This window comes from Xylanimonas ulmi (genome assembly GCF_004216535.1).
GTDB lineage: Bacteria > Actinomycetota > Actinomycetes > Actinomycetales > Cellulomonadaceae > Xylanimonas > Xylanimonas ulmi.
This window is the reverse complement of the sequence record NZ_SGWX01000001.1, coordinates 2522884-2541962: the sequence shown is the minus strand read 5'-3', so window position 1 is coordinate 2541962 and position 19079 is coordinate 2522884. Positions and strand designations below refer to the sequence as shown.

The window sequence follows — 19079 nt, the reverse complement described above, 5'->3', positions numbered from 1 at the left end:
ATGCTCGTAGCTAAGCTCGATTGGGACCGAGTCGCCACTCGACGTGCCACCAGACTTGCCGGTCGGACCGGACGGCGCAGGCAGCGACCTGGGCGGCACAGAATAGATAAGGATTTCTGGCGCTAATGGCCCGACGAGGCGACCATATGCGTCTATGGCGTGCCGCTGAGTGATGTTCGCCGCGAGTTCAAATTCATGTTGGGGACGGTATCGGAATACATCGCGTGATAGAACGGAGTCCCATATGGCAGCGCGGCTCCTTAGAGTGGTGCGTCCGCGCGCCGGGCGATGCCGTCGTGACGGCTCGAACATGGGACCGTCGGCACGTCCTTGCCTTGGAAGTTGACGGGCGTCAATCACGATTGAACTCACCACGATCTACCTCGCCGCATGGCGCGGTCGAATGTGGCGACGCGCATCCCACTCTTGTATATAGACGCGAGTCTCTTCGCGTTCAGAGAAGGACCTTTCGATAATGCGCTTTGCTTCTTCGGTCCTGTCCTTCGCAACAGCTTGCGACCACTGCCGATATCGAAGAGCGACCTTCGGCGCCGGACCGTCGAGGACCAGTCTGCCATAGTTGAGCCAGATGGCTCGTGTGCACGTCTCCTCGATGGTCTGAGTAGCATGGCTGACGAGAAAGACGGTGCCAGCCTGGTCGCGCATTGATTGCATACGTGCCTCAGATCGTTCTTTGAAAGCGGCGTCACCCGTAGCGAGTGCTTCATCGATTAGTAGTATGCGGGGCCGCGCTGCGGTCGCAATGGCAAAGCGGAGGCGAGCGCTCATGCCTGAGGAATAGGTTCGCATCGGCAGGTAAATCGACTTCCCGAGCCTGGCCAAATCGATTACGTCTGGCGCGGCATCTTGCGCCTGGGTGGGTGTCATTCCCATGGCGAGGCACCCGAGGTGAATATTCTCTATGCCTGAGAGATCAGGGATGAGAGCCGCGTTGACGCCGACAAGGACTGGAGTACTTTCGGCTAAGACTTGACCACGAGCCGGGCGCTCTAGTCCCGCGATGAGGCGAAGTAGGGTGCTCTTTCCCGAACCGTTCTGCCCGATCAGTCCGATCTGCTCTCCAGAACGCGCGACGAGGGAGATTCCGGTGAGCGCGCGAACAATCACGTGTGGTTGGCGGCGTAGGGCCCGCCTGAATGCTTGCGCTGCGTGCCCGCCTCGACGTCGCTCGTTAACATCTGCTGACGGTGTCCTGTACCGCACGTGGACATTCTGAACAGCGACTGTGGCAGTGGAAAATGGATCACGTATGGCCATAAGATTCCTCCGCTTTCCAGAAGAAGAGTAGGCCAATCGCGAATGATGCCGAGGCCCAAACGATCATGGCCCTCCATTGGAGAGAAGGTGGGGCGATGCCGTAGAGGACGACAGACCGGGCCATGTCGATCGCTATAAAGAGTGGATTGGACTCGATGGCAGCGAGCATGGTCGGCCGGTTCTCGAATCGTGTTAGCGGGAACATCACTCCAGATCCCCACATCATAACACGCATTCCTACACGTATTAGGCGGGATACATCAGGAATGGCGGCACATATCCGTGCGAGAAATAGGGCGACTCCGGTTATGAAGACAATCAGGAGCAGAAGGATTGGCACAAGAAGGACGACGCGCCACGTCCAGGCCTCCGTCGGCGGAATAATCACGAGTAGCGTTCCTGCGGCTGCGATTACTATTCCGAGGTTGAGGACCTCTCGGAGAACGACGGCTATCGGAAGGGAGGCTCTCGGAAACTGGAACGCTTTGACTAGATTGCGTCCTGTTCTGATCGCGTTTGCGCCGTTCGAGATGGCGCGTGAAGAGAATCCGAACAAGAACACGCCGATGACGAGGAATCCAATAAAGTTCTCGACGCCTCGGTCGACCTTGAGCACCAGTCCGAAGATGACATAGAACACGAGGCCGTCCAGTACTGGCGTCAGGACGAGCCAGATTTGCCCTAGAAGGGTTTCACGGCTTCCTGTGGCGACTTTACCTCGGGCTTCTGCCCACAAGAAGTGGCGACGCTGCCATAGTTGTCTGAGGTAGGTGCCGAATCGGGGGCGCGCGCCGACTCGTGTTAGGCGGCTCGAACTGACCACCTCAGGGCTGGGGTCGCGTCTGTCGAACAGCACGGAGTAGAGGTCGGCGCCCTGCGCTGACCCTTCCTGGCGCGCGCCCGCGGCGCTCGATGGTGTGAACGTCATCGGTAGGATCCTAGGTACCTGGCGCCGTGGCTCGTGCGCTGAGCCGTCTTGTAGGCGTGGGTTCTGTCTGGTTCTCGCAGACGGCAGGTCCCGGTGGCTCATCTACTGCCCTGGCGTCTGTGTGCATCATCGGGACTGGCCTCTCTGGCATGGCTATACACCTCAAGATACGTCGGGATGAGGTTCGGCCACGTGCGTGCCTGTGCCACGTGGGTACCCGCGTTCACGACGGCGCGCCGATAGGCGGGGTCTTTCGCGAGGCGTTCGACGGCGTGCGCCCATGCGGCGACGTCGTCGGGGGCGACCAGCACCCCGGCCCCGCCACACGCCTCGGCGAGAGCGGGCAGGCCGCTCGCGACCACCGGTCGCCCGATGGCCATCGCCTCGACGGGTTTGAGCGGCGTGACCAGTCGGGTCACGCGGTCCGGTCGCCGCGGGACCATGACGACGTCGAGCGCGGCCACGTAGGTGGCCGCCGTCGTCGGGGGCACGCGCCCCGGCAGGATGGCGTGCTCCCCGAGTGTGAGGCCGAGGTCGGCGGCGAGCGCGACGAGCGCCGGTCGGGACACCCCGTCGCCCACGAGCAGCGCGCGGGCGTCCAGACCGCGTGAGCGCAGCTCGGCGACCGCCAGCAGGATTGTGTCCTGGCCTTCGTAGCCCACCAGGCTCGACACGGCCCCGACCATCAGCCCCTCGACGGGCAGGCCCAAGGCGGCACGAGCCTGCGCCATCGTCGGGTGCTCCGCGTCGAGCAACGCGGTGGGCACGGCGTTGGGGACCACGGCAATGCGCTCGGCGGGCACTCCGCGCGACACGAGCTCGTCGCGCATCGTGTCGCTCAGGGTCACGACGGCGTCTGCCGCCAGCGCGAGCTCGGTCTCGCGGGCGCGGCGCTCGCGGTACTCGGCGGACGACTCGGCCGCCGCGCGCTCCTCGGGCGTCGCGTGCGACGCCGCCCACGTCTCCTCGGGCAGCCCGCGCACCTCGTACACCCACGGCAGTCCGAGCCGTTCGGCGGCGCCGCGCGCCACCTCGCCCGTCGTCGCCGGAGTGGTGGCGTGGATGACCTGCGCCCCGGCGCGTTCGGCGGCGCTCGCGAGCAGGCCGACGGCGTCGGCGAGCCGGCGAGCGGGGTCGCGGCGGATCGCCGCCGGAATGAGGCGTTCGTAGGCGACGTGGTCGACGACGTCGATGTGGCGGGCGGTCAGCGAGCCGATCGTCAGCGGGTAGCCGGCGCGGGTGGTGGCGTGGACTGTGAGGCCGGCGTCCTGCTGGGCGCGGAGGATCGCGTGCGAGCGCAGGGTGTAGCCGGACTGGGTGTGGGGGAGGGAGTTGGTCAGGTGGTGGAGGACGGTGAGGGGTGGGGTGGTTTCGGCGGGTTTCACCGGCAATGGGGTGGTTTCGACAGGCTCAACCACCGAGTGGGGGGTGGGGCGGTGGCGGCGGGCGCGTCGGGCGATGGCGAGGCGCCGGGCGGCGAGGCGCGCGAGGCGGATCGGGTCCTCGGCCAGGGCGTGCAGCACAAAGGACGCGGCGAAGCGGGCGTTGCGGGCGAGCTCACGCGCCCGGGTCAGGCGTGAGGTCACGACGCGGCGAGCCCCCCGAGCACGCGCGCGTACTCCTCGGCCAACACGTCCCACGTCGCGTGCTCCTCGACCCAGCGTGCGGCGTCGGGGGAGACCGGCGGAACGGCGCCGGCCTCGCACCACGAGCACCACAGGCCGGCCAGCGCCTCAGGGTTGTCGGGTTCGACGACGACGCCGGCGCCGTGGTCGCGCACCAGGTCCGCCGCCTCCCCCGCCAGCGCCGCAGTCACGGTGGTGCCACGGGCCATGACCTCGTACACCTTCGACGGGATCGTCCACTCGAACGGACCCCAGCCGTGCAGCGCGATGACCGCGGTGTCCGCCCAGCGGTACAGCTCGAGCGCCTCGTCGTGGGGGACGGGTGTCTCGACCGAGACCGGCGCCTCGAGCCTGCGAGCGAGGTGGCGCACGCGGGCCGTGTGCGCGCCGCGGCCGACGATCCGCACCTCAAGCTTGTGGCCGCGCTGCGCCACGATCGCCGCGGCCTTGACGACGCAGTCCAGGCTCTGCGCGCGGCCGATGGTGCCGAGATAGAGCGCGCGCAGTGGGCGGTCGACGCCGGGGCGGTCAGGGGGGCGCTGGCAGAGGGGGTCGCTCGCACCGGCGTCCGCGCGTGGCGTGTCGAACTCATGCGTCGCCATGGGGAGTTTCGTGCCGTTGCGCACCACCGCCACACTGCGCTGGCCGCGCTCGCGCAGCACTGCGCCGAACGTCTCGGTCGTCGTCACCACCAGGTCGGCGCGTGACTGTAGGCGCGTGATGGAGCGGTGCGCCATCCGTGTGAGGAACAGCCGCAGACGACGCCGCACCCCCAGGCGCGAGGAGGTGCCGAGCATCCCGCTCGGGGCGATGAGGTCGGGCCAGGCGTCACGCATCTCGACGACGTACTTGGCGCCGAGCAGCCGCGCCAGTGCCCACGCGGCGAACATGCTCGGGATGCCGGGCACGGTGCCGATCACGATGTGCGGCCGCGTGGACCTGTGGCGGAAGTGCCGCAGGCCGAGCGGAACCGCCGAGGCCGCCGCGACCACCTGGTCACGCGTCCGCGACAGCAGCCCGGTCGAGTGCGCGCGGTAACAGGTCCGCACGATCCGCTCGCCGCGCGGTCCGGTGGAGACGCGGCCCGGACGGTACTGCGGCGCCGGGTCGATGAGCTTGCCGGAGGCGTGGTGCGGCGGCGGCGCGAGCACCCCGAACTCGAACCCCAGCGGGCTCAGCCGCTCGATCAGGGCCTCCCACCGGCGGACAGGCGCGCCCGCCTCCGGGGTGAAGTGATGAGTCACCAACAGCACGCGTTGACGCAGGTGAGGCGCGGGTCCGGCAATGCGTGGGGGCATCCGTGAAGATCTCCGTGAGGATTTGGGTCGGGTCCATCTTAGGCGGCGCTTCGCGTCAGTTTAGTCAGGCACCGGATTCTGCGACCCCTACGATTGGCCCATGGCCTCTCCTACTCATCTACGCCGACGCCGTCGCGGCATGAGCAGCACGGCGAAGGCGCTGAGTGTCGTCGGCGTGCTCGTCCTTCTCCTCGCCGGGGCGGGCGTGGGCGCCGTGCTGTGGTTCCAGCACAGCCTCGACCGCAACATCGAGCGGCTCGGCGATCCGTTCGCTGACCTGCCCGAACGCCCGGATCCCGCGCCTGCGGACCCCCATGCGCCCAACGAGGCCGTCAACATCCTGGTGCTCGGGTCGGACTCCCGGATCAGCGCCGGCGACCCGGCGCACTGGCAGCAGGGCGCCCAGCGCACCGACACGATCATGCTTGTGCACCTGCCCGCGGACCGCGAGGCGGCCCAGGTCGTGTCCATTCCGCGCGACTCGTGGGTGCCGATTCCGGGGCACGGCGAGGCCAAGATCAACGCGGCGTTCTCGTTCGGGGGGCCGTCGCTGATGATTCAGACGGTTGAACAGCTCACCGGCGTTCGCATCGACCATTTCGTGGTCACCGATTTCGAGTCGTTCAAGAGCATGACGGACGCACTCGGCGGCGTGCAGATCCGCGTCCCGCAGGACATCGGCGACGGCCGCCAGGTGTTCTTCACCGCCGGGGTGCACCAGATGTCGGGGGAGGAGGCGCTCAAGTACGTGCGCCAACGCCACGGACTGGTCAATGGGGACTTCGGCCGCGTGCAGCGCCAGCAGAACTGGATGCGCGCGATCCTGGCCAAGGTCAACAACAACCGCAACGACGTCGGCAAGATGACCAGCTTCTTCACCACGGTCAGCCAGTCGGTCGCCGCGGACGACGGCTTCACCATCCAGCGCATGCGCGACCTGTACATGAGCGCGCGCGGGCTGGCCACCAACGACGTCACGTTCATGACGGCGCCCAACTCCGGCACCGGGCGCAGCGCCGACGGGCAGTCGATCGTGGTGCTCGACCGGGCCAAGCTCGACCCGCTGATGGCCTCGTTCGCCAACGACACCGCCACCGAGTTCGTGGAGCAGCATGCCGACTCCCTCAACGTGCTGCCCGCCACCGTGCGGTAGACGCGACCAGGGAGCAGCGCAGTGAACGAGCATCGGACGATCGACCAGGCGGCCCTTCTCGCCGCGCTCGTCGGCCTGCCCGGGCAGCAACGGGCGTGGCTGGGGGGCGCGAGCGGCTCGGAGCATGAGCTCGACGGCGCGGACGGCGCCGCCACTGAGCTGTTCTGCCGCGTCATGGCGCGGGCGGCCGCGACCCAGGGATGCCGTGAGGTGCGCCTCGGCGCGCTCGCCTATGTGGACGGGTCGCTCAACCGCAACCTGCGCGACGCCGTCTCGGCGCACCTGCGGACCTGCGCCGAGTGCGCCTGGACGATCGACCGCCTGCCTGAGGTGGCCGATGCGATCGGGGCCGTCGCGAGCGTCTACGCCGCCGAGATCGTCGGGCCGCCGGAGTCGCCCGCGACCACGCTCAAGTCGCGCGTCACGTCGGTTCCGGACCGCGCCGCACGGCCCGCCCGCACGAGGGTGGGACACCGCGCCCTCGCGGGCGTGGCCGCCGTGCTCGTCATCGCCGCGGGCGGGGCGACGGCCGTGGCGCTCGGCGGCGGCCGGGCGCCCGCCGAGCCGGCGCCGAGTCCGACCGCGCCCGTCGAGCGGACGCAGAACGCCGTGACGACCCGCCCGGCGCCGAGTACGACGCCATCGCCGTCGGACGACCCCTCGCCATCGGACTCCGCGGAGCCGGACGCGACGTCGGACGCCCCGACGACGCCGCCCCCGGGAGTCCAACCCGGCGGCCTGGCGCGGCCTGGTGTGGGCACGCTGGGCGGCGGGGCGCAGCAGGGTGGGACCGGCGTCGTCCAGCCGGGTCCGACCACCCCAGATCAACCCGGACCGACGGGGCAGAACCCGCCACCGAACCCTCCGGGGACGGGCCAGCCGACGACGCCGCCCCCGACGACGGGGACGACGCCGCCCGCAACCACGGATCCGGCGACGCCGCCGCCCGCGACGACGGATCCCACGACGCCGCCGACCACCGAGCCGACAACGCCGCCGCCAGGGGAGACGACGCCGCCCGACGCGGGCGAGACACCGCCGTCGGGAGGCGAGGACGAGCCGACGCCCTCCGAGTACGGGTCGGACGCGCCCTGACGTCAGACGAGGTCAGGGCAGGTCACCCGAGGTCACGCGGTGGCGGGCGCCTCGGCGGGCTCGACGTCGAGCCACACGGAGCCCTCGTGGAACACCATGCCGTGCACGCGGTAGCCGGGGTGCCGCTCGGCGAGCAGACGCTGCACATCGAGCGCGATCTGGGCTCCCGGCAGCACGCGGACCGAGCCGTACGGGAGCCGCTTGGACGTGACCACGGACTCGATCCGGGACGACGCCAGGCTCAGGAGCTTGTGCGCCGGCAGGCCACCGGCCGAGGCGTCGACGGCGACGGTCGCGACGCCGTCGACGAACGCGACGACGCGCAGATGCGCGTGGACGGTGGGCACGACGCGCGTGGCGAGTCGAAGCGCGGCGGGCAGGTTGCGCACGGCGCGCGGGTCCGCGACGACGTCGAGCACGTCGCCCGATCCACCCACGGACGTGACGAAGCGGGGCAGGGAGCGTCCAAGCAGGCCAAGCGCGTGAAGGGCCTCTGCGAGGCTCATCGACTGTTGCATGCGGCACACCCTAATGAGTTCCGCGGTTTGGCCGGGACACCCGGATCGTCTACACATGTCTCCTATGGGTGATCGTCGTCGAGTCATGGTCGTCTACGGCACACGCCCCGAGGCCATCAAGGTCGCCCCCGTCATCGCCGCGCTGCGCGAGAGCGACGCCCTCGACCCCGTCACCGTCGTCACCGGCCAGCACCGCGAGATGCTCGACCAGGTCAACGCGCTGTTCGGCATCGTGCCCGACCACGACCTCGACATCTTCGAGCACGGCGCGACGCTGTCGCAGACGGTCGCACGCGTGCTGGAGCGGCTCGACCCGGTGCTCGTGGCCGAGCGGCCCGCCGCCGTCGTCGTCCAGGGCGACACGTCCACCTCGACCGCGGCGGCGCTCGCCGCGTTCCACCGGCAGATCCCCGTCGTCCACCTGGAGGCCGGGCTGCGCAGCGGGGACATCAACTCGCCGTTCCCGGAGGAGGCCAACCGCCGCCTGACCTCACAGATCGCGGCGCTGCACCTGGCTCCCACCCAACTGAGCAAGCAGAACCTGCTGACCGAGACCGTGGCGCCCGACACCGTGCTGGTGACCGGCAACACCGTGATCGACGCGCTGCTGCTCGCCGTCGAGCGTCCGACGCCGCTGACCGACCCGGCGCTCGCGCGACTGGCCGCCTCGGGGCGGCGCGTCCTGCTGGTGACCACGCACCGGCGCGAGAACTGGGGCGGCGCCATGGAGGGCGTGGGCCGCGCGCTGGCGCGCCTGGCCCGCCGGTTCCCCGACGTGGAGATCGTGCTGCCGGCGCACCGCAACCCCATCGTGCGGGAGGCCGTGCTGCCGCAGCTCGTCGGGCTCCCCAACATCACCGTGACCGAGCCGCTGCCCTATGGAGAGTTCACCCGGGTGATGTCACTGTCGACCGTCGTCCTGACGGACTCGGGCGGCGTGCAGGAGGAGGCGCCGAGCCTCGGCAAGCCCGTGCTGGTCATGCGCGACAACACCGAGCGGCCTGAGGCGGTCACCGCTGGCACCGTGCGCCTCATCGGCACCGACGAAGAGCGGATCGTCGACTCCGTCAGCGAGCTGCTGACCGACGCGGAGGCCTACGCCGCGATGGCGCGGGCGACCAACCCGTACGGCGACGGCGTCGCCGCGGAGCGCTCCGTCCAGGCCATCGCGCATCTGCTGGGGTTGGGCGGCCGACCGCCAGAGTTCGGCGGACCGGTGTGACACCCAAGCGGCAGGCGGTGGCGCCATCCCTAAGATGGCCCACGTGAAGATTGTCATCGCCGGTACGGGTTATGTGGGTCTGTCCAACGCTGTGATCTTGGCGCAGCGTCATGATGTGGTGGCGGTGGACATCGATCCGGGCAAGGTCGAGCTGATCAATCGGCGGGTGTCGCCGATTGTGGACGCCGAGTTGGAGCAGTACCTGCGTGAGGCGCCATTGTCGTTGACGGCCACGACCGACGGGGCGGGCGCGTACGCGGACGCGCAGTTGGTGGTGATCGCGACGCCGACCAACTATGACGAGGTGACGCAGTTCTTCGACACCTCCACGGTCGAGGGCGTGATCGACCAGGTGTTGGCGGTCAACCCGGGCGCGGTGATCGTGGTGAAGTCGACGGTGCCGGTCGGGTTCACCGCGCGGATGCGGGACGAGCACCAGGGCGCGGCGATCGTGTTCTCCCCGGAGTTCCTGCGTGAGGGGCGGGCCTTGTATGACAACCTGCACCCCTCGCGCATCGTGGTCGGGGACCGGGGTGAGCACGGGCGGCTGTTCGCGGACCTGATGCTGGCCGGCTCGCTCGATGCGGGTGTGCCGGTGCTGTTGACCGACCCGACCGAGGCGGAGGCGATCAAGCTGTTCGCCAACACCTATCTGGCGTTGCGGGTCGCGTACTTCAACGAGCTGGACACCTACGCGGCCACCCGCGGGTTGGACACCGCCCAGATCATCGAGGGTGTGGGCCTGGACCCGCGGATCGGGTCGCACTACAACAACCCGTCGTTCGGGTACGGCGGGTACTGCCTGCCCAAGGACACCAAGCAGCTGCTGGCCAACTACCAGGACGTGCCGCAGAACCTCATCTCGGCGATCGTGGACGCCAACACCACACGCAAGGACTTCATCGCCGCTGACATCCTGCGCCGCGAGCCGAAGGTCGTGGGCATGTACCGGCTGATCATGAAGTCCGGGTCGGACAACTTCCGGGCCTCCTCGATCCAGGGCGTCATGAAGCGGCTGAAGGCCAAGGGCGTCGAGGTCATCGTCTTCGAGCCCACGCTGGACGAGCCCGAGTTCTTCCACTCCGAGGTCGTGCGCGACCTGGACGAGTTCAAGGCCCGCGCCCACGTCATCGTCGCCAACCGCCGCGCCGAACCCCTCCAAGACGTGGCCGACAAGGTCTACACCCGCGACATCTACGGCCGCGACTGACTCCCACCTCTGTTCCCCTCCCTCAACTCGGCACTTCGTCGTCACTTCGTGCCCTCGAGCGCACGAGGTGACGACGAAGTGCCGACTCGAGGGGGTGGCCACGGCAGCCTGGGGTTCACTCTCAGGCTCCTACGGAGGTCAGGGGGAAGTCTGGCCCGCAGGCGCCGCATGTAGTCGTGGGCGCCGTCGGAGGCCATGACCCGAAGCGGGTTGACGCCCGTCTCGCGGATTGCGTCGAACCGGCGCTTCTCGGCGAGGAGCTCCTGCTCGGCGCTGTGGCCTGTCCGGACGCCGTCGTCGCGGTACTTCACCCGGCCGTCGAACTCGACGTAGAGGTCGTACGGCGGCCACCCGAGATCCAGGTGCATCACGCCCAGCCGGGTGAGGATGGGTGGCTCGATCTCCGGTGACGGGAAGCCCTCGCGCAGCGGCAGGTATCGCAGCCAGGACTCCCACGGCGAGCGTGTGCCGGCCGCGGCGTTCGTGATCACCCACTCGGCGCGCGCCCGCCCGTTCGGCTGGGCTCGGGCGGTGATCTGCGCGAGCGCCAACTGACGGTCGAAGCCACGGTTCATCGCGCCGTCGGCGATGACCAGCGCCTCCAGCGGGTGCATGGTGAGCGCGCAGTCGACGACGGTGCGCGTCAGGGTCGTGACCGGCAGTCCGTCGATCGTGGCGACGTCCTCGGGCGTCAGGTCGGTGGTGTGCCGCGCGATGTCCTTGGCGCTGCGGCTGGAGGCGCGGGACCGCACGAAGATGTGCACGCGCGACGACGGTGACCACGTGGGCAGCCCATACAGCAAGGCGGCGGTGTCGAACCCGAAGACGCGCCTCGCGCTGAGTTGCTCGTGCACGGCGAGAATCCGGGCGCGCGCGCTCGCATCCGCGGTCAAGGGCTCCGGCCCGGTGTAGGCGCCGCGCCGGATGCGCGCGGCCCGGCCAGCCGCCAGGTCGCGCCGCAGCTCATCCCTGTTGTGCTCCCGCGAGATACGCAGCTCAGCCTCAACCCCAACACCGGACCCCATCCGCATCCCCAGACCCTCACCCACCCCGCACCCCCCGAGCCGTCACTCCCGTCCCACTGTGTACAACCCTGTGGATGACCTGACGCCCCTGGCGCCCCTTTCGGTGTTCCCCCGGCGGGGGCGGCACTTTGTCGTCACCTCGTGCGCCCGAGGTGACGAGTCGACGACGAAGTGCCGCCCAGACGGGCTGGGGTGTGTGAGGTGGGTGGGCTGGGTGGGTGGGCTGGGTGGGTGGGTGGTCGTAAGCCTAGGTAATGACCTATGCTAAGGACATGGCCTCAGGTACGACCCTTGTGCAGGACTCCCTCGCCAGTGAGTTGCGCGTCTCCGTCGGCCGGTTCGTGCGGCGACTGCGCTCCGAGCGGGGCGAGGCCGACCTGCCCGACGCCCAGTTCGGCGTCCTGACCTCCCTGCTGCGGCACGGCGACCAGACGCCGGGCGCCCTCGCCCAGCACGAGCGCGTCAAGCCGCCGTCGATGACCCGCACGGTCAACGCGCTCACCGAGCTCGGCATGGTCGAGAAGGTCGAGCACCCGACCGACGGACGGCTCGTGCTGGTGCGGGTCACCGACACCGGCCGGCGCGAGGTCGAGGAGACCCGCCGTCGGCGCGACGCCTGGCTCACCGGCCAGCTCGACGGCCTGCGCGCGAAGGACCGCGAGCTGCTCGAGCGCGCGTCCGCGCTCCTCGCCGACCTCGCCTCAGGCTGAGCGCCCCACCGCGCCGCCCCGAGCCCCACCACTCATGATCCGAAGGACACATGGCCGCCACTTTCACCTCCCTGCGCCAGCCCAATTACCGGCTCTGGTTCGCCGCCGCCCTCGTCGCGAATGTCGGCACGTGGATGCAGCGCGTCGGCCAGGACTGGGTGGTGCTCACGCAGCTGACCGACAACTCGGGCACCGCGGTGGGCGTCACGACGGCGTTGCAGTTCCTCCCGTTCCTGCTGCTGTCCCCGTACGCCGGGCTCCTGGCCGACCGGCTCCCGCGCCGCAAGCTCCTCATGGCCACGCAGGCCGCGATGGGCCTGCTGGCCTTCGTGCTGGGCGCGCTCACGCTCTCGGGCGCCGTGCGCCTGTGGCACGTGTACACGCTCGCGCTGCTGTTGGGCGTCGCCTCGGCGATCGACGCCCCGGTGCGCCAGACGTTCGTGGCCGAGCTGGTGCCGGCCGAGAACCTGCCCAACGCGATTGGGCTCAACTCGGCGTCGTTCAACGCGGCGCGGCTCATCGGCCCGGGCGCCGCGGGCCTGCTGGTGGCGGCCGTCGGCGCCGGGTGGGTGTTCCTCATCAACGGCGTCTCGTTCGCGGCGACCATCGCGGCGCTCGCCGTGATGAACACCAAGACGCTGCGCGTGCTGCCCTCGGCCGAGCGGTCCAAGGGGCAGATCCGCGAGGCGATGCGCTACGTGCGCCGGCGCACGGACATCATGATCATCATGGCGGTCATGGCCGTCGTGTCGATGTTCGGCCTCAACTTCCAGCTCACGAGCGCGATGATGGCGCGCGTCGAGTTCGGCAAGGGCGCCGGCGAGTTCGGTGTGCTCGGCTCGGTGCTCGCGATCGGGTCGCTGGCGGGCGCGCTGCTGGCCGCCCGCCGAGACCGGCCGCGCGTGCGGCTGGTGCTGGGCGCCGGGTTCGCCTATGCGGTGGCGACGGCGCTCAACGCGCTGATGCCGTCGTTCTGGACGTTCATGCTGTTCTGCATCCCCGTGGGCCTGACGTCGCTGACCATGATGACGGCGGCCAACGCGACGCTGCAGACGTCGGTCGACCCCGCGATGCGCGGGCGCGTCATGGCGCTCTACATGATGGTGTTCCAGGGTGCGACGCCGATCGGCTCGCCGCTGGTGGGGTGGATCGGGGAGCAGTTCGGGCCGCGGTGGTCGATCCTCGTGGGCTCGATCGCGACGTTCCTGGTGGTGAGCGCGGCGTCGGTGTGGGCCGTGCGCAACTGGAAGCTGCGGCTGCGCCCGCACCTGCACCCGCGCCCGCACCTGGAGGTGGTGTACCCGACGCCGACGACGGTGTGACGGACGGGGTCAGGCGGCGAGGTGGGTGACCACGTAATCGACCGACGCCGTCAGCGCCTGGACGTCGGCGGGGTCGACCGCCGGGAACATCCCCACGCGCAACTGGTTGCGGCCCAGCTTGCGATAGGGGAACACGTCGAGCACCCCGTTGGCGCGCAGTTCGCCGACCACGCGCGTGGCGTCGATGGCGTCGTCGAGGTCGATGGTGCCGACGACGGTCGAGCGGTGCGAGGGGTCCTTGACGAAGGGCGTGGCCCAGTCGCGCGCCTCGGCCCACCCGTACAGCGCGGCCGCCGACTCGCGGCAGCGCGCCACCGACCAGTCGAGGCCGCCCTGCTCCAGCAGCCACTCGACCTGGTCGGCCAGCAGCACGAGGGTGGCCACGGCGGGCGTGTTGAGCGTCTGATCAAGGCGGGAGTTGGTCAGCGCGGTCGTGAACGACAGGAACTCGGGCACCCAGCGGCCCGACGACGCCGCGCCGGCCTCGATCCGGGCGGCGCGCTCGATCGCGGCGGGCGAGGCGATCGCGAGCCACAGTCCGCCGTCGGCCGCGAAGACCTTCTGCGGGGCGAAGTAGTAGACGTCGGTCTGGGCCAGGTCGACGGGCAGGGCGCCGGCCCCGCTGGTCGCGTCGACGAGCATGAGCGCGCCGCGCTCGGCCGAGCCGGGCACGCGCACGACCTCGACCATCGCGCCGGTCGAGGTCTCGTTGTGCGGGGTCGCGTGCACGTCGACGGCGTCGTCGCCGTCGGGCGAGGGCTCCAGCAGCGCGACCGACCCGGGGTCGGCGCGCAGCACCTGGGGCGCGGCGAGGAACGGGGCGCGGCCGGTCGCGGAGGCGAACTTGGCGCCGAACTCGCCGAAGCTGGCGTGCTGGGCGCGGCGCTCGACGAGGCACGCGGTGGCGACGTCCCAGAACGCCGTCGAGCCGCCGTTGCCCAGCACCACCTCGTAGCCGTCGGGGGCGGCGAACAGCTCGGCGAGACCTGAGCGGATGCGGCGCACGAGCTCCTTGACGGGCGCCTGGCGGTGCGAGGTGCCGAGCACCGCGGCGCCCGCGGCGCCGAGCGCGGCGACCTGAGCAGGGCGAACTTTGGACGGTCCCGACCCGAACCGGCCGTCGGCGGGAAGCAGGTCGGCGGGGATCGTCAGTGGCATGGCCATAGACTATGCGGGCCCGCAGCGCCGCCCGCACGCCGTCTCGTCACGCACCGTCGGGCCGCCGTGTGACGGCACCAGGCGACCGGAAGGGAATGCTCGTGACCGACCTGATCGACACCACCGAGATGTACCTCAAGACGATCTACGAGCTCGTCGAGGAGGGGATCAACCCGCTGCGCGCGCGCATCGCCGACCGGCTGGGCCACTCCGGGCCCACGGTGTCCCAGACGGTCGCGCGCATGGAGCGCGACGGACTCGTCGTCGTCACGGGCGACCGGCACCTGGAGCTCACGGCGCGCGGCATGGACAAGGCCCGCCGGGTCATGCGCAAGCACCGGCTGGCGGAGCGGCTGCTGACCGACGTCATCAAGCTCGACTGGGAGCAGGTGCACACCGAGGCGTGCCGCTGGGAGCATGTGATGAGCGAGGACGTGGAGCGCCGTCTGCTCACGCTGCTCGACCACCCGCACCAGGACCCGTACGGCAACCCGATTCCGGGGCTGTCGGAGCTGGGCGCGGGCGCGGGCGACGAGGTCCCGTACCTGGCGGGCGTGACGCCGCTGCCGGGCGTGTTCGAGGCGCTGGCCGCGGTCGCGTCGCCCGACGCCGAAGGGCCGGTCGAGCTGACCCTCCAACGCATCGCCGAGCGGCTGCAGACCGACGTCGAGCTGCTGGCGCGGCTCTCCGGCGCGGGGCTGGTGCCGGGGGCGCACATCACCGTGACGGCGTCCGACGGCGGTTTCACCGTCGCGATCGACGGCAGCCAGGACGTGCTCGAGGTGTCCGACGACGTCGCACGGCACCTGTTCGTCGCGTCCCGCTGAGCCTGGGGGGCCTCTCACGCGGCCGAGCCCGCGCAGCCCTGGAGGCGTCTTCCGATCCACACTGTGACCGGAACGTGACATGCGCCGCCAACTCGGGTACGGTCCCTTACGCACTCGGGGTTCTCCCTGAGAGCGCGTGATCGGACGCCGAGCCCTGCCACCGATCGCGCCACGTACGGACCCCACAAGGCAGGGACGGGGGAACCACTTCCGGGCTCCAGGAATGGAGTCCTCGGGGTGAAGCCTGGGCTGGTTCTCGGACCGGTCGAGGCCGGGTGCACCACTCCGCCCGAACCCGACAGCTCACCTCGTAGGCGCTATGGAGAGGTAGACCTTGTGAGCGCAGCGAACGCCGCGCGGCACCGCGCCGCCCGTCGTCCCGTGACCCCCCTCACGGAGATCGCCCAGACCGTCGGGGCCGGCGCCGGCAAGCGCGCCGCCGTCGTCGCCACCGCAGGCGGTCTCATCATCTCGACCTTCAGCGCCTCGGCCGCCCAGGCCGCTCCCGCCGCCGACGACGCCTCCGCCCGGCTCAGCACCGTGGACCTCGGCGCGCTGACCGCTCAGGCCCGCCAGGCCCTGGAGGCCGCCCCGGTCGTGACGGTCGCCGCGGACGCGCAGGTTCAGGTCGAGTCCGTCGAGGCTGACGGCTCGGTCGCCGCCGTCCAGGTGACCCCGGCCCCGCCGCCCCGCGTCGTCGAGCGCCCGGCGCCGCAGCGCACGTCGGCGACCTCGCGCACCACCGAGCGCGCCGTCGAGGCGCCCGCGCCCCAGATCGGCGCCGAGGTCCCCGCCTTCGCCGCAGGCTCGGACGTCATCGCGATCGCCGCACGGTATGTGGGCGTCCCGTACGTGTCGGGTGGCAGCTCGCCCGCGGGCTTCGACTGCTCGGGCTTCACGCAGTACGTCTTCGCCCAGGTTGGCATCAGCCTGCCGCGCACGTCGAGCGCGCAGCGCTCGGTCGGCACGGTCGTCTCGGCCGCCGACGCCCAGCCGGGTGACCTGATCTGGTCTCCGGGCCACGTGTCGATCTACGCCGGCAACGGCACGCAGATCGACGCCCCGCGTCCGGGCAAGACGATCCAGTTCCGCGCGATCTGGCAGTCGAACCCGGTGTTCATCCGGGTCGCCTGAGTCCCCGTCGCCAAGGCCCGCCGCGCACCGCGCGGCGGGCCTTGTGCTGCGCGCCGACAGGCTGACCGGAGCGCGTGGCTGTGACCGGATTCGGTCGGCGGGTGGCGCCATCAGTGCGCCAAATCCGGTCATCCCTGATCCAGTCGTGATCCGGCCGTGACATTTGGTCGAGTGTCCGATACGGTTTCCACGCCTGGCCGTCCCAGCGGTCAGGTCCGCAACCCGGACGCCGAGCCCTGTCACCGGGAAGTGGTCCCAGTGTTCGCACATGACAGGGACGGGGGACCCACGTTTTCTGACCGTCTTGACGGTCTTGGGGTGAAGCCGGGCGAGGCCTTCGGGCCGAGACCGGCCGGGTGCTTTTTCTCCCACCCGAACCCGACAGCTCACCTCGCAGGCGGCCGGAGAGGGACCACTTTGACCCAACGCACGTCGAGCGCCCGGCATCGCGCCGCACGCAGGCCGCTGTCCACATGGGGCGACGTCAGCCAGCACCGCGCCGCAGTCGGTCGCCGCGCGGCCGTCGTCGCCACCGCGAGCGGCATGATCGTCGCCACCTTCGCGAGCTCCGCGGCCGCCGCCCCCGTCGAGGAGAGCACCGACACGGGCCTGAGCACCGTCGATCTGGGCGCCCTGACCGAGCAGGCGCGCGCCGCCCTGGAGGCCGCGCCCGTGGTCACGGTCGCCGCCGACGCCGAGGTCGAGGTCGAGTCGGTCGCGGTCGACGGCGCCGTGCAGGTCACCCCGGCGCCGGCCCGCGCTGTGGCGGCCACCCGCACCACGAACGCGTCACGTACGGCCGACCGCGTCGACATTCCGGCCTCGGCGGTCGGCTCCGACGCCGCGTCGATCGCGATGCGCTACGTCGGCGTCCCGTACGTCTACGGCGGCACCTCCCCGAGCGGGTTCGACTGTTCGGGCCTGGTCTCGTACGTGTACGCGCAGCTCGGCATCGACCTGCCGCACCAGTCGCGGGGCATCCTCGACTCCGCGCGCACCACGCAGATCTCGCGCTCGGCCGCGCAGCCGGGCGACATCATCTGGTCCCCGGGCCACGTCGCGATCTACCTGGGCGACGGCATGCAGATCGAGGCCGCGACGCCGCGCAGCGGCACCGGCGTGCACAAGATCTGGCAGTCCAACCCGGTGTTCCTGCGCGTCTCCTGACGCGCTGAGCCTCACGGCGCCCCGGTCGGCCGCACGGCGGACCGGGGCGTCGTCGTGCCCGACGGTATGTGGAACGTCACCTCACTGGCTCGTTCGGATCGCCCCGCGCCTGTGCGCCCCTGCGGGGGCTCTCGCTACGCTTGACTTGCGGCAGGCCCAGGCGCCGACTGCGCGGCGCACCTGCGACGACGGAGGTAACGATGACCCGACCGGAGATCGTCCTGGTGGGCGTGGACGGCTCTGCTCCGAGCCTGCACGCACTGGACTGGGCAGTGGCTTACGCCCAGCGCGTGGGCTGGGCGCTGCACATGGTCTGCAGCTACTCCCTGCCATCCTTCACCGCGGCGTCGCTCGACGGCGGATACGCGGCCCTCGACGACACGGCCATCCAGGAGGGCGCCAAAGCCGTGCTCATGGAGGCGCAGGAGCGCATCGCCGGGGCGGGCATCCCCGTCACGGCGGCCGTCGCGACGGGTGACGCGGCGGGCGTGCTGGTCGAGTTGTCGAAGGACTACGGGCTCGCCGTCGTCGGCACACGCGGGCACGGCGGGTTCACCGAGCGACTGCTGGGCACCGTCTCGTCGGCGCTGCCGGCGCATGCGGCGTGCCCCGTCGTCGTCGTGCCGCACCGCCAGTCTGCGCCCGGCGGCGACGACGCCGAGCGGCGCGACGGCGACATCGTGCGCGCGGTGCGGCGCATCATCGTGGGCGTCGACGGATCGCCGTCGGCCGAGGCGGCCCTGCGCGCGGCCGTCCAGCAGGCCAAGGTGTGGGACGCCGAGCTCGTGGCCGTGGCGGGCGTGCCCGTCGGCAGCGGCGCCGGGGTGCTGGCCTGGCTGCCCGCGCAGATCGATCACGAGCAGGTGCTGGCCGACGTCAAGGCCGGACTGGACGTCATCATCGACCGGTTCGAGGCCGAGTCGGACGGGCCGACGATCAAGCGCATCGTGCTCGACGGCACCGGCGCCGAGTTGCTGACCGAGTTCTCGACGGCGGCCGACCTGCTGGTGGTGGGATCGCGTGGTCGCGGCGGGTTCCGTGGGCTGCTGCTGGGCTCGACCAGCCAGGCGGTGCTGCACCACTCCTCGTGCCCGGTGCTGGTGATCAACCGCAAGAGCCTCCCCGAGGAGTAGTCGCCCCGGGGTTTCGACAGGCTCAACCACCGGCGGGCTTCGAACGGCTCAACCATCGGTGGTTGAGCCTGTCGAAACCCGGTCGCGCGCGTGACGCACATCACCCCTCGGCTCATCCAGCGGGCGCCATAGGCCGCGCCCCCGCCTCGTCCTCCTCCATGCAGGGCCACCACTCGCGTGGCCGGCAGGGGGTCTGTCCGTGGGGGCACAGAGACGTGCGCTTCGGCGCGCCAGGGGAGGCGCGCGGCGGTTCGGCGCGCCATGGAGCAGGTGGTC

17 protein-coding genes and 2 riboswitches are annotated in these 19079 nt (G+C 70.6%); of the genes, 10 read left to right on the top strand and 7 right to left on the bottom strand.

Annotated features, from left to right (window positions below):
• Window positions 1-378: 378 nt before the first annotated feature.
• The 4 genes from EV386_RS11775 to EV386_RS11760 all read right to left on the bottom strand — a co-directional run bounded on the left by EV386_RS11775 (window position 379) and on the right by EV386_RS11760 (window position 5075).
• Window positions 379-1278 (bottom strand): ABC transporter ATP-binding protein, encoded by a 900-nt coding sequence (locus tag EV386_RS11775; protein WP_130415207.1) that lies wholly within the window; start codon window positions 1276-1278, stop codon window positions 379-381.
• Window positions 1265-2206 carry an ABC transporter permease gene (locus EV386_RS11770; protein ID WP_165399918.1) on the bottom strand — a complete coding sequence of 314 codons (942 nt, stop codon included), beginning with the start codon at window positions 2204-2206 and terminating at the stop codon, window positions 1265-1267. The genes EV386_RS11775 and EV386_RS11770 overlap by 14 nt, the downstream gene beginning before the upstream one ends.
• A gap of 98 nt (window positions 2207-2304) precedes the next feature.
• On the bottom strand, window positions 2305-3792 hold the full coding sequence (locus tag EV386_RS11765) for a glycosyltransferase family 4 protein (RefSeq protein ID WP_165399917.1): 1488 nt from the start codon (window positions 3790-3792) through the stop codon (window positions 2305-2307).
• Window positions 3789-5075, bottom strand: a complete 1287-nt coding sequence (locus EV386_RS11760; RefSeq protein ID WP_165399916.1) for a glycosyltransferase family 4 protein — start codon at window positions 5073-5075, stop codon at window positions 3789-3791. The genes EV386_RS11765 and EV386_RS11760 overlap by 4 nt, the downstream gene beginning before the upstream one ends.
• A gap of 193 nt (window positions 5076-5268) precedes the next feature.
• Here EV386_RS11760 and EV386_RS11755 point away from each other — a divergent pair, with 193 nt between their 5' ends.
• Entirely contained in the window at window positions 5269-6282 is a 1014-nt protein-coding gene (locus EV386_RS11755; protein WP_242607937.1) for an LCP family protein, read from the top strand.
• A 21-nt stretch (window positions 6283-6303) separates the two neighbouring features.
• A complete protein-coding gene (locus tag EV386_RS11750; protein ID WP_130415196.1) occupies window positions 6304-7377 on the top strand; it encodes a zf-HC2 domain-containing protein in 1074 nt (357 codons plus the stop codon).
• Between the two features lie 32 nt (window positions 7378-7409).
• Here EV386_RS11750 and EV386_RS11745 read toward each other — a convergent pair whose 3' ends face one another.
• Window positions 7410-7895 (bottom strand): hypothetical protein, encoded by a 486-nt coding sequence (locus EV386_RS11745; protein WP_130415194.1) that lies wholly within the window; start codon window positions 7893-7895, stop codon window positions 7410-7412.
• A gap of 64 nt (window positions 7896-7959) precedes the next feature.
• Between EV386_RS11745 and wecB the strand changes: the two genes are divergently transcribed.
• Entirely contained in the window at window positions 7960-9117 is a 1158-nt protein-coding gene (gene wecB / locus EV386_RS11740) for a non-hydrolyzing UDP-N-acetylglucosamine 2-epimerase (protein ID WP_165400024.1), read from the top strand.
• Between the two features lie 43 nt (window positions 9118-9160).
• Window positions 9161-10327 carry a nucleotide sugar dehydrogenase gene (locus EV386_RS11735; protein WP_130415192.1) on the top strand — a complete coding sequence of 389 codons (1167 nt, stop codon included), beginning with the start codon at window positions 9161-9163 and terminating at the stop codon, window positions 10325-10327.
• Between the two features lie 41 nt (window positions 10328-10368).
• Here EV386_RS11735 and EV386_RS11730 read toward each other — a convergent pair whose 3' ends face one another.
• Window positions 10369-11352, bottom strand: a complete 984-nt coding sequence (locus EV386_RS11730) for a hypothetical protein (RefSeq protein WP_165399915.1) — start codon at window positions 11350-11352, stop codon at window positions 10369-10371.
• 272 nt (window positions 11353-11624) lie between these two features.
• Here EV386_RS11730 and EV386_RS11725 point away from each other — a divergent pair, with 272 nt between their 5' ends.
• Together EV386_RS11725 and EV386_RS11720 are read left to right on the top strand one after the other, a co-directional pair.
• Window positions 11625-12062 (top strand): MarR family winged helix-turn-helix transcriptional regulator, encoded by a 438-nt coding sequence (locus tag EV386_RS11725; RefSeq protein ID WP_130415188.1) that lies wholly within the window; start codon window positions 11625-11627, stop codon window positions 12060-12062.
• A gap of 50 nt (window positions 12063-12112) precedes the next feature.
• The gene (locus tag EV386_RS11720) at window positions 12113-13384 is read left to right on the top strand and encodes an MFS transporter (protein ID WP_130415186.1); all 1272 of its coding nucleotides are present in this window, start codon (window positions 12113-12115) and stop codon (window positions 13382-13384) included.
• Between the two features lie 9 nt (window positions 13385-13393).
• Here EV386_RS11720 and serC read toward each other — a convergent pair whose 3' ends face one another.
• Window positions 13394-14548, bottom strand: coding sequence for a phosphoserine transaminase (serC, locus tag EV386_RS11715; protein WP_130415184.1), 1155 nt, complete (start codon window positions 14546-14548; stop codon window positions 13394-13396).
• 95 nt (window positions 14549-14643) lie between these two features.
• On the opposite strand from serC, the gene EV386_RS11710 reads away from it, so the two are divergent.
• The 4 genes from EV386_RS11710 (at window position 14644) to EV386_RS11695 (ending at window position 18803) form a co-directional block, all read left to right on the top strand.
• Window positions 14644-15369 (top strand): iron-dependent transcriptional repressor DtxR, encoded by a 726-nt coding sequence (locus EV386_RS11710; protein WP_130415182.1) that lies wholly within the window; start codon window positions 14644-14646, stop codon window positions 15367-15369.
• Window positions 15370-15526: 157 nt separating this feature from the next.
• Window positions 15527-15701, top strand: a riboswitch (cyclic di-AMP (ydaO/yuaA leader).
• Between the two features lie 4 nt (window positions 15702-15705).
• Window positions 15706-16503: a C40 family peptidase gene (locus EV386_RS11705; RefSeq protein WP_130415180.1), complete on the top strand. Its 798-nt coding sequence runs from the start codon at window positions 15706-15708 to the stop codon at window positions 16501-16503.
• Window positions 16504-16756: 253 nt separating this feature from the next.
• Window positions 16757-16919, top strand: a riboswitch (cyclic di-AMP (ydaO/yuaA leader).
• A gap of 1 nt (window position 16920) precedes the next feature.
• Window positions 16921-17670 carry a C40 family peptidase gene (locus EV386_RS11700; RefSeq protein WP_130415178.1) on the top strand — a complete coding sequence of 250 codons (750 nt, stop codon included), beginning with the start codon at window positions 16921-16923 and terminating at the stop codon, window positions 17668-17670.
• A 200-nt stretch (window positions 17671-17870) separates the two neighbouring features.
• Window positions 17871-18803: a universal stress protein gene (locus EV386_RS11695; protein ID WP_130415176.1), complete on the top strand. Its 933-nt coding sequence runs from the start codon at window positions 17871-17873 to the stop codon at window positions 18801-18803.
• Window positions 18804-19079: the final 276 nt, after the last annotated feature.

What these genes read in the sequence shown, in the direction of transcription:
- EV386_RS11775 (WP_130415207.1), bottom strand. Translation starts at nt 1,278, where the DNA reads ATGGCCATACGTGATCCATTTTCCACTGCCACAGTCGCTGTTCAGAAT.
- EV386_RS11770 (WP_165399918.1), bottom strand. Translation starts at nt 2,206, where the DNA reads ATGACGTTCACACCATCGAGCGCCGCGGGCGCGCGCCAGGAAGGGTCA.
- EV386_RS11755 (WP_242607937.1), top strand. Translation starts at nt 5,269, where the DNA reads ATGAGCAGCACGGCGAAGGCGCTGAGTGTCGTCGGCGTGCTCGTCCTT.
- EV386_RS11745 (WP_130415194.1), bottom strand. Translation starts at nt 7,895, where the DNA reads ATGCAACAGTCGATGAGCCTCGCAGAGGCCCTTCACGCGCTTGGCCTG.
- wecB (WP_165400024.1), top strand. Translation starts at nt 7,960, where the DNA reads ATGGGTGATCGTCGTCGAGTCATGGTCGTCTACGGCACACGCCCCGAG.
- EV386_RS11730 (WP_165399915.1), bottom strand. Translation starts at nt 11,352, where the DNA reads ATGGGGTCCGGTGTTGGGGTTGAGGCTGAGCTGCGTATCTCGCGGGAG.
- EV386_RS11725 (WP_130415188.1), top strand. Translation starts at nt 11,625, where the DNA reads ATGGCCTCAGGTACGACCCTTGTGCAGGACTCCCTCGCCAGTGAGTTG.
- EV386_RS11720 (WP_130415186.1), top strand. Translation starts at nt 12,113, where the DNA reads ATGGCCGCCACTTTCACCTCCCTGCGCCAGCCCAATTACCGGCTCTGG.
- serC (WP_130415184.1), bottom strand. Translation starts at nt 14,548, where the DNA reads ATGGCCATGCCACTGACGATCCCCGCCGACCTGCTTCCCGCCGACGGC.
- EV386_RS11695 (WP_130415176.1), top strand. Translation starts at nt 17,871, where the DNA reads ATGACCCGACCGGAGATCGTCCTGGTGGGCGTGGACGGCTCTGCTCCG.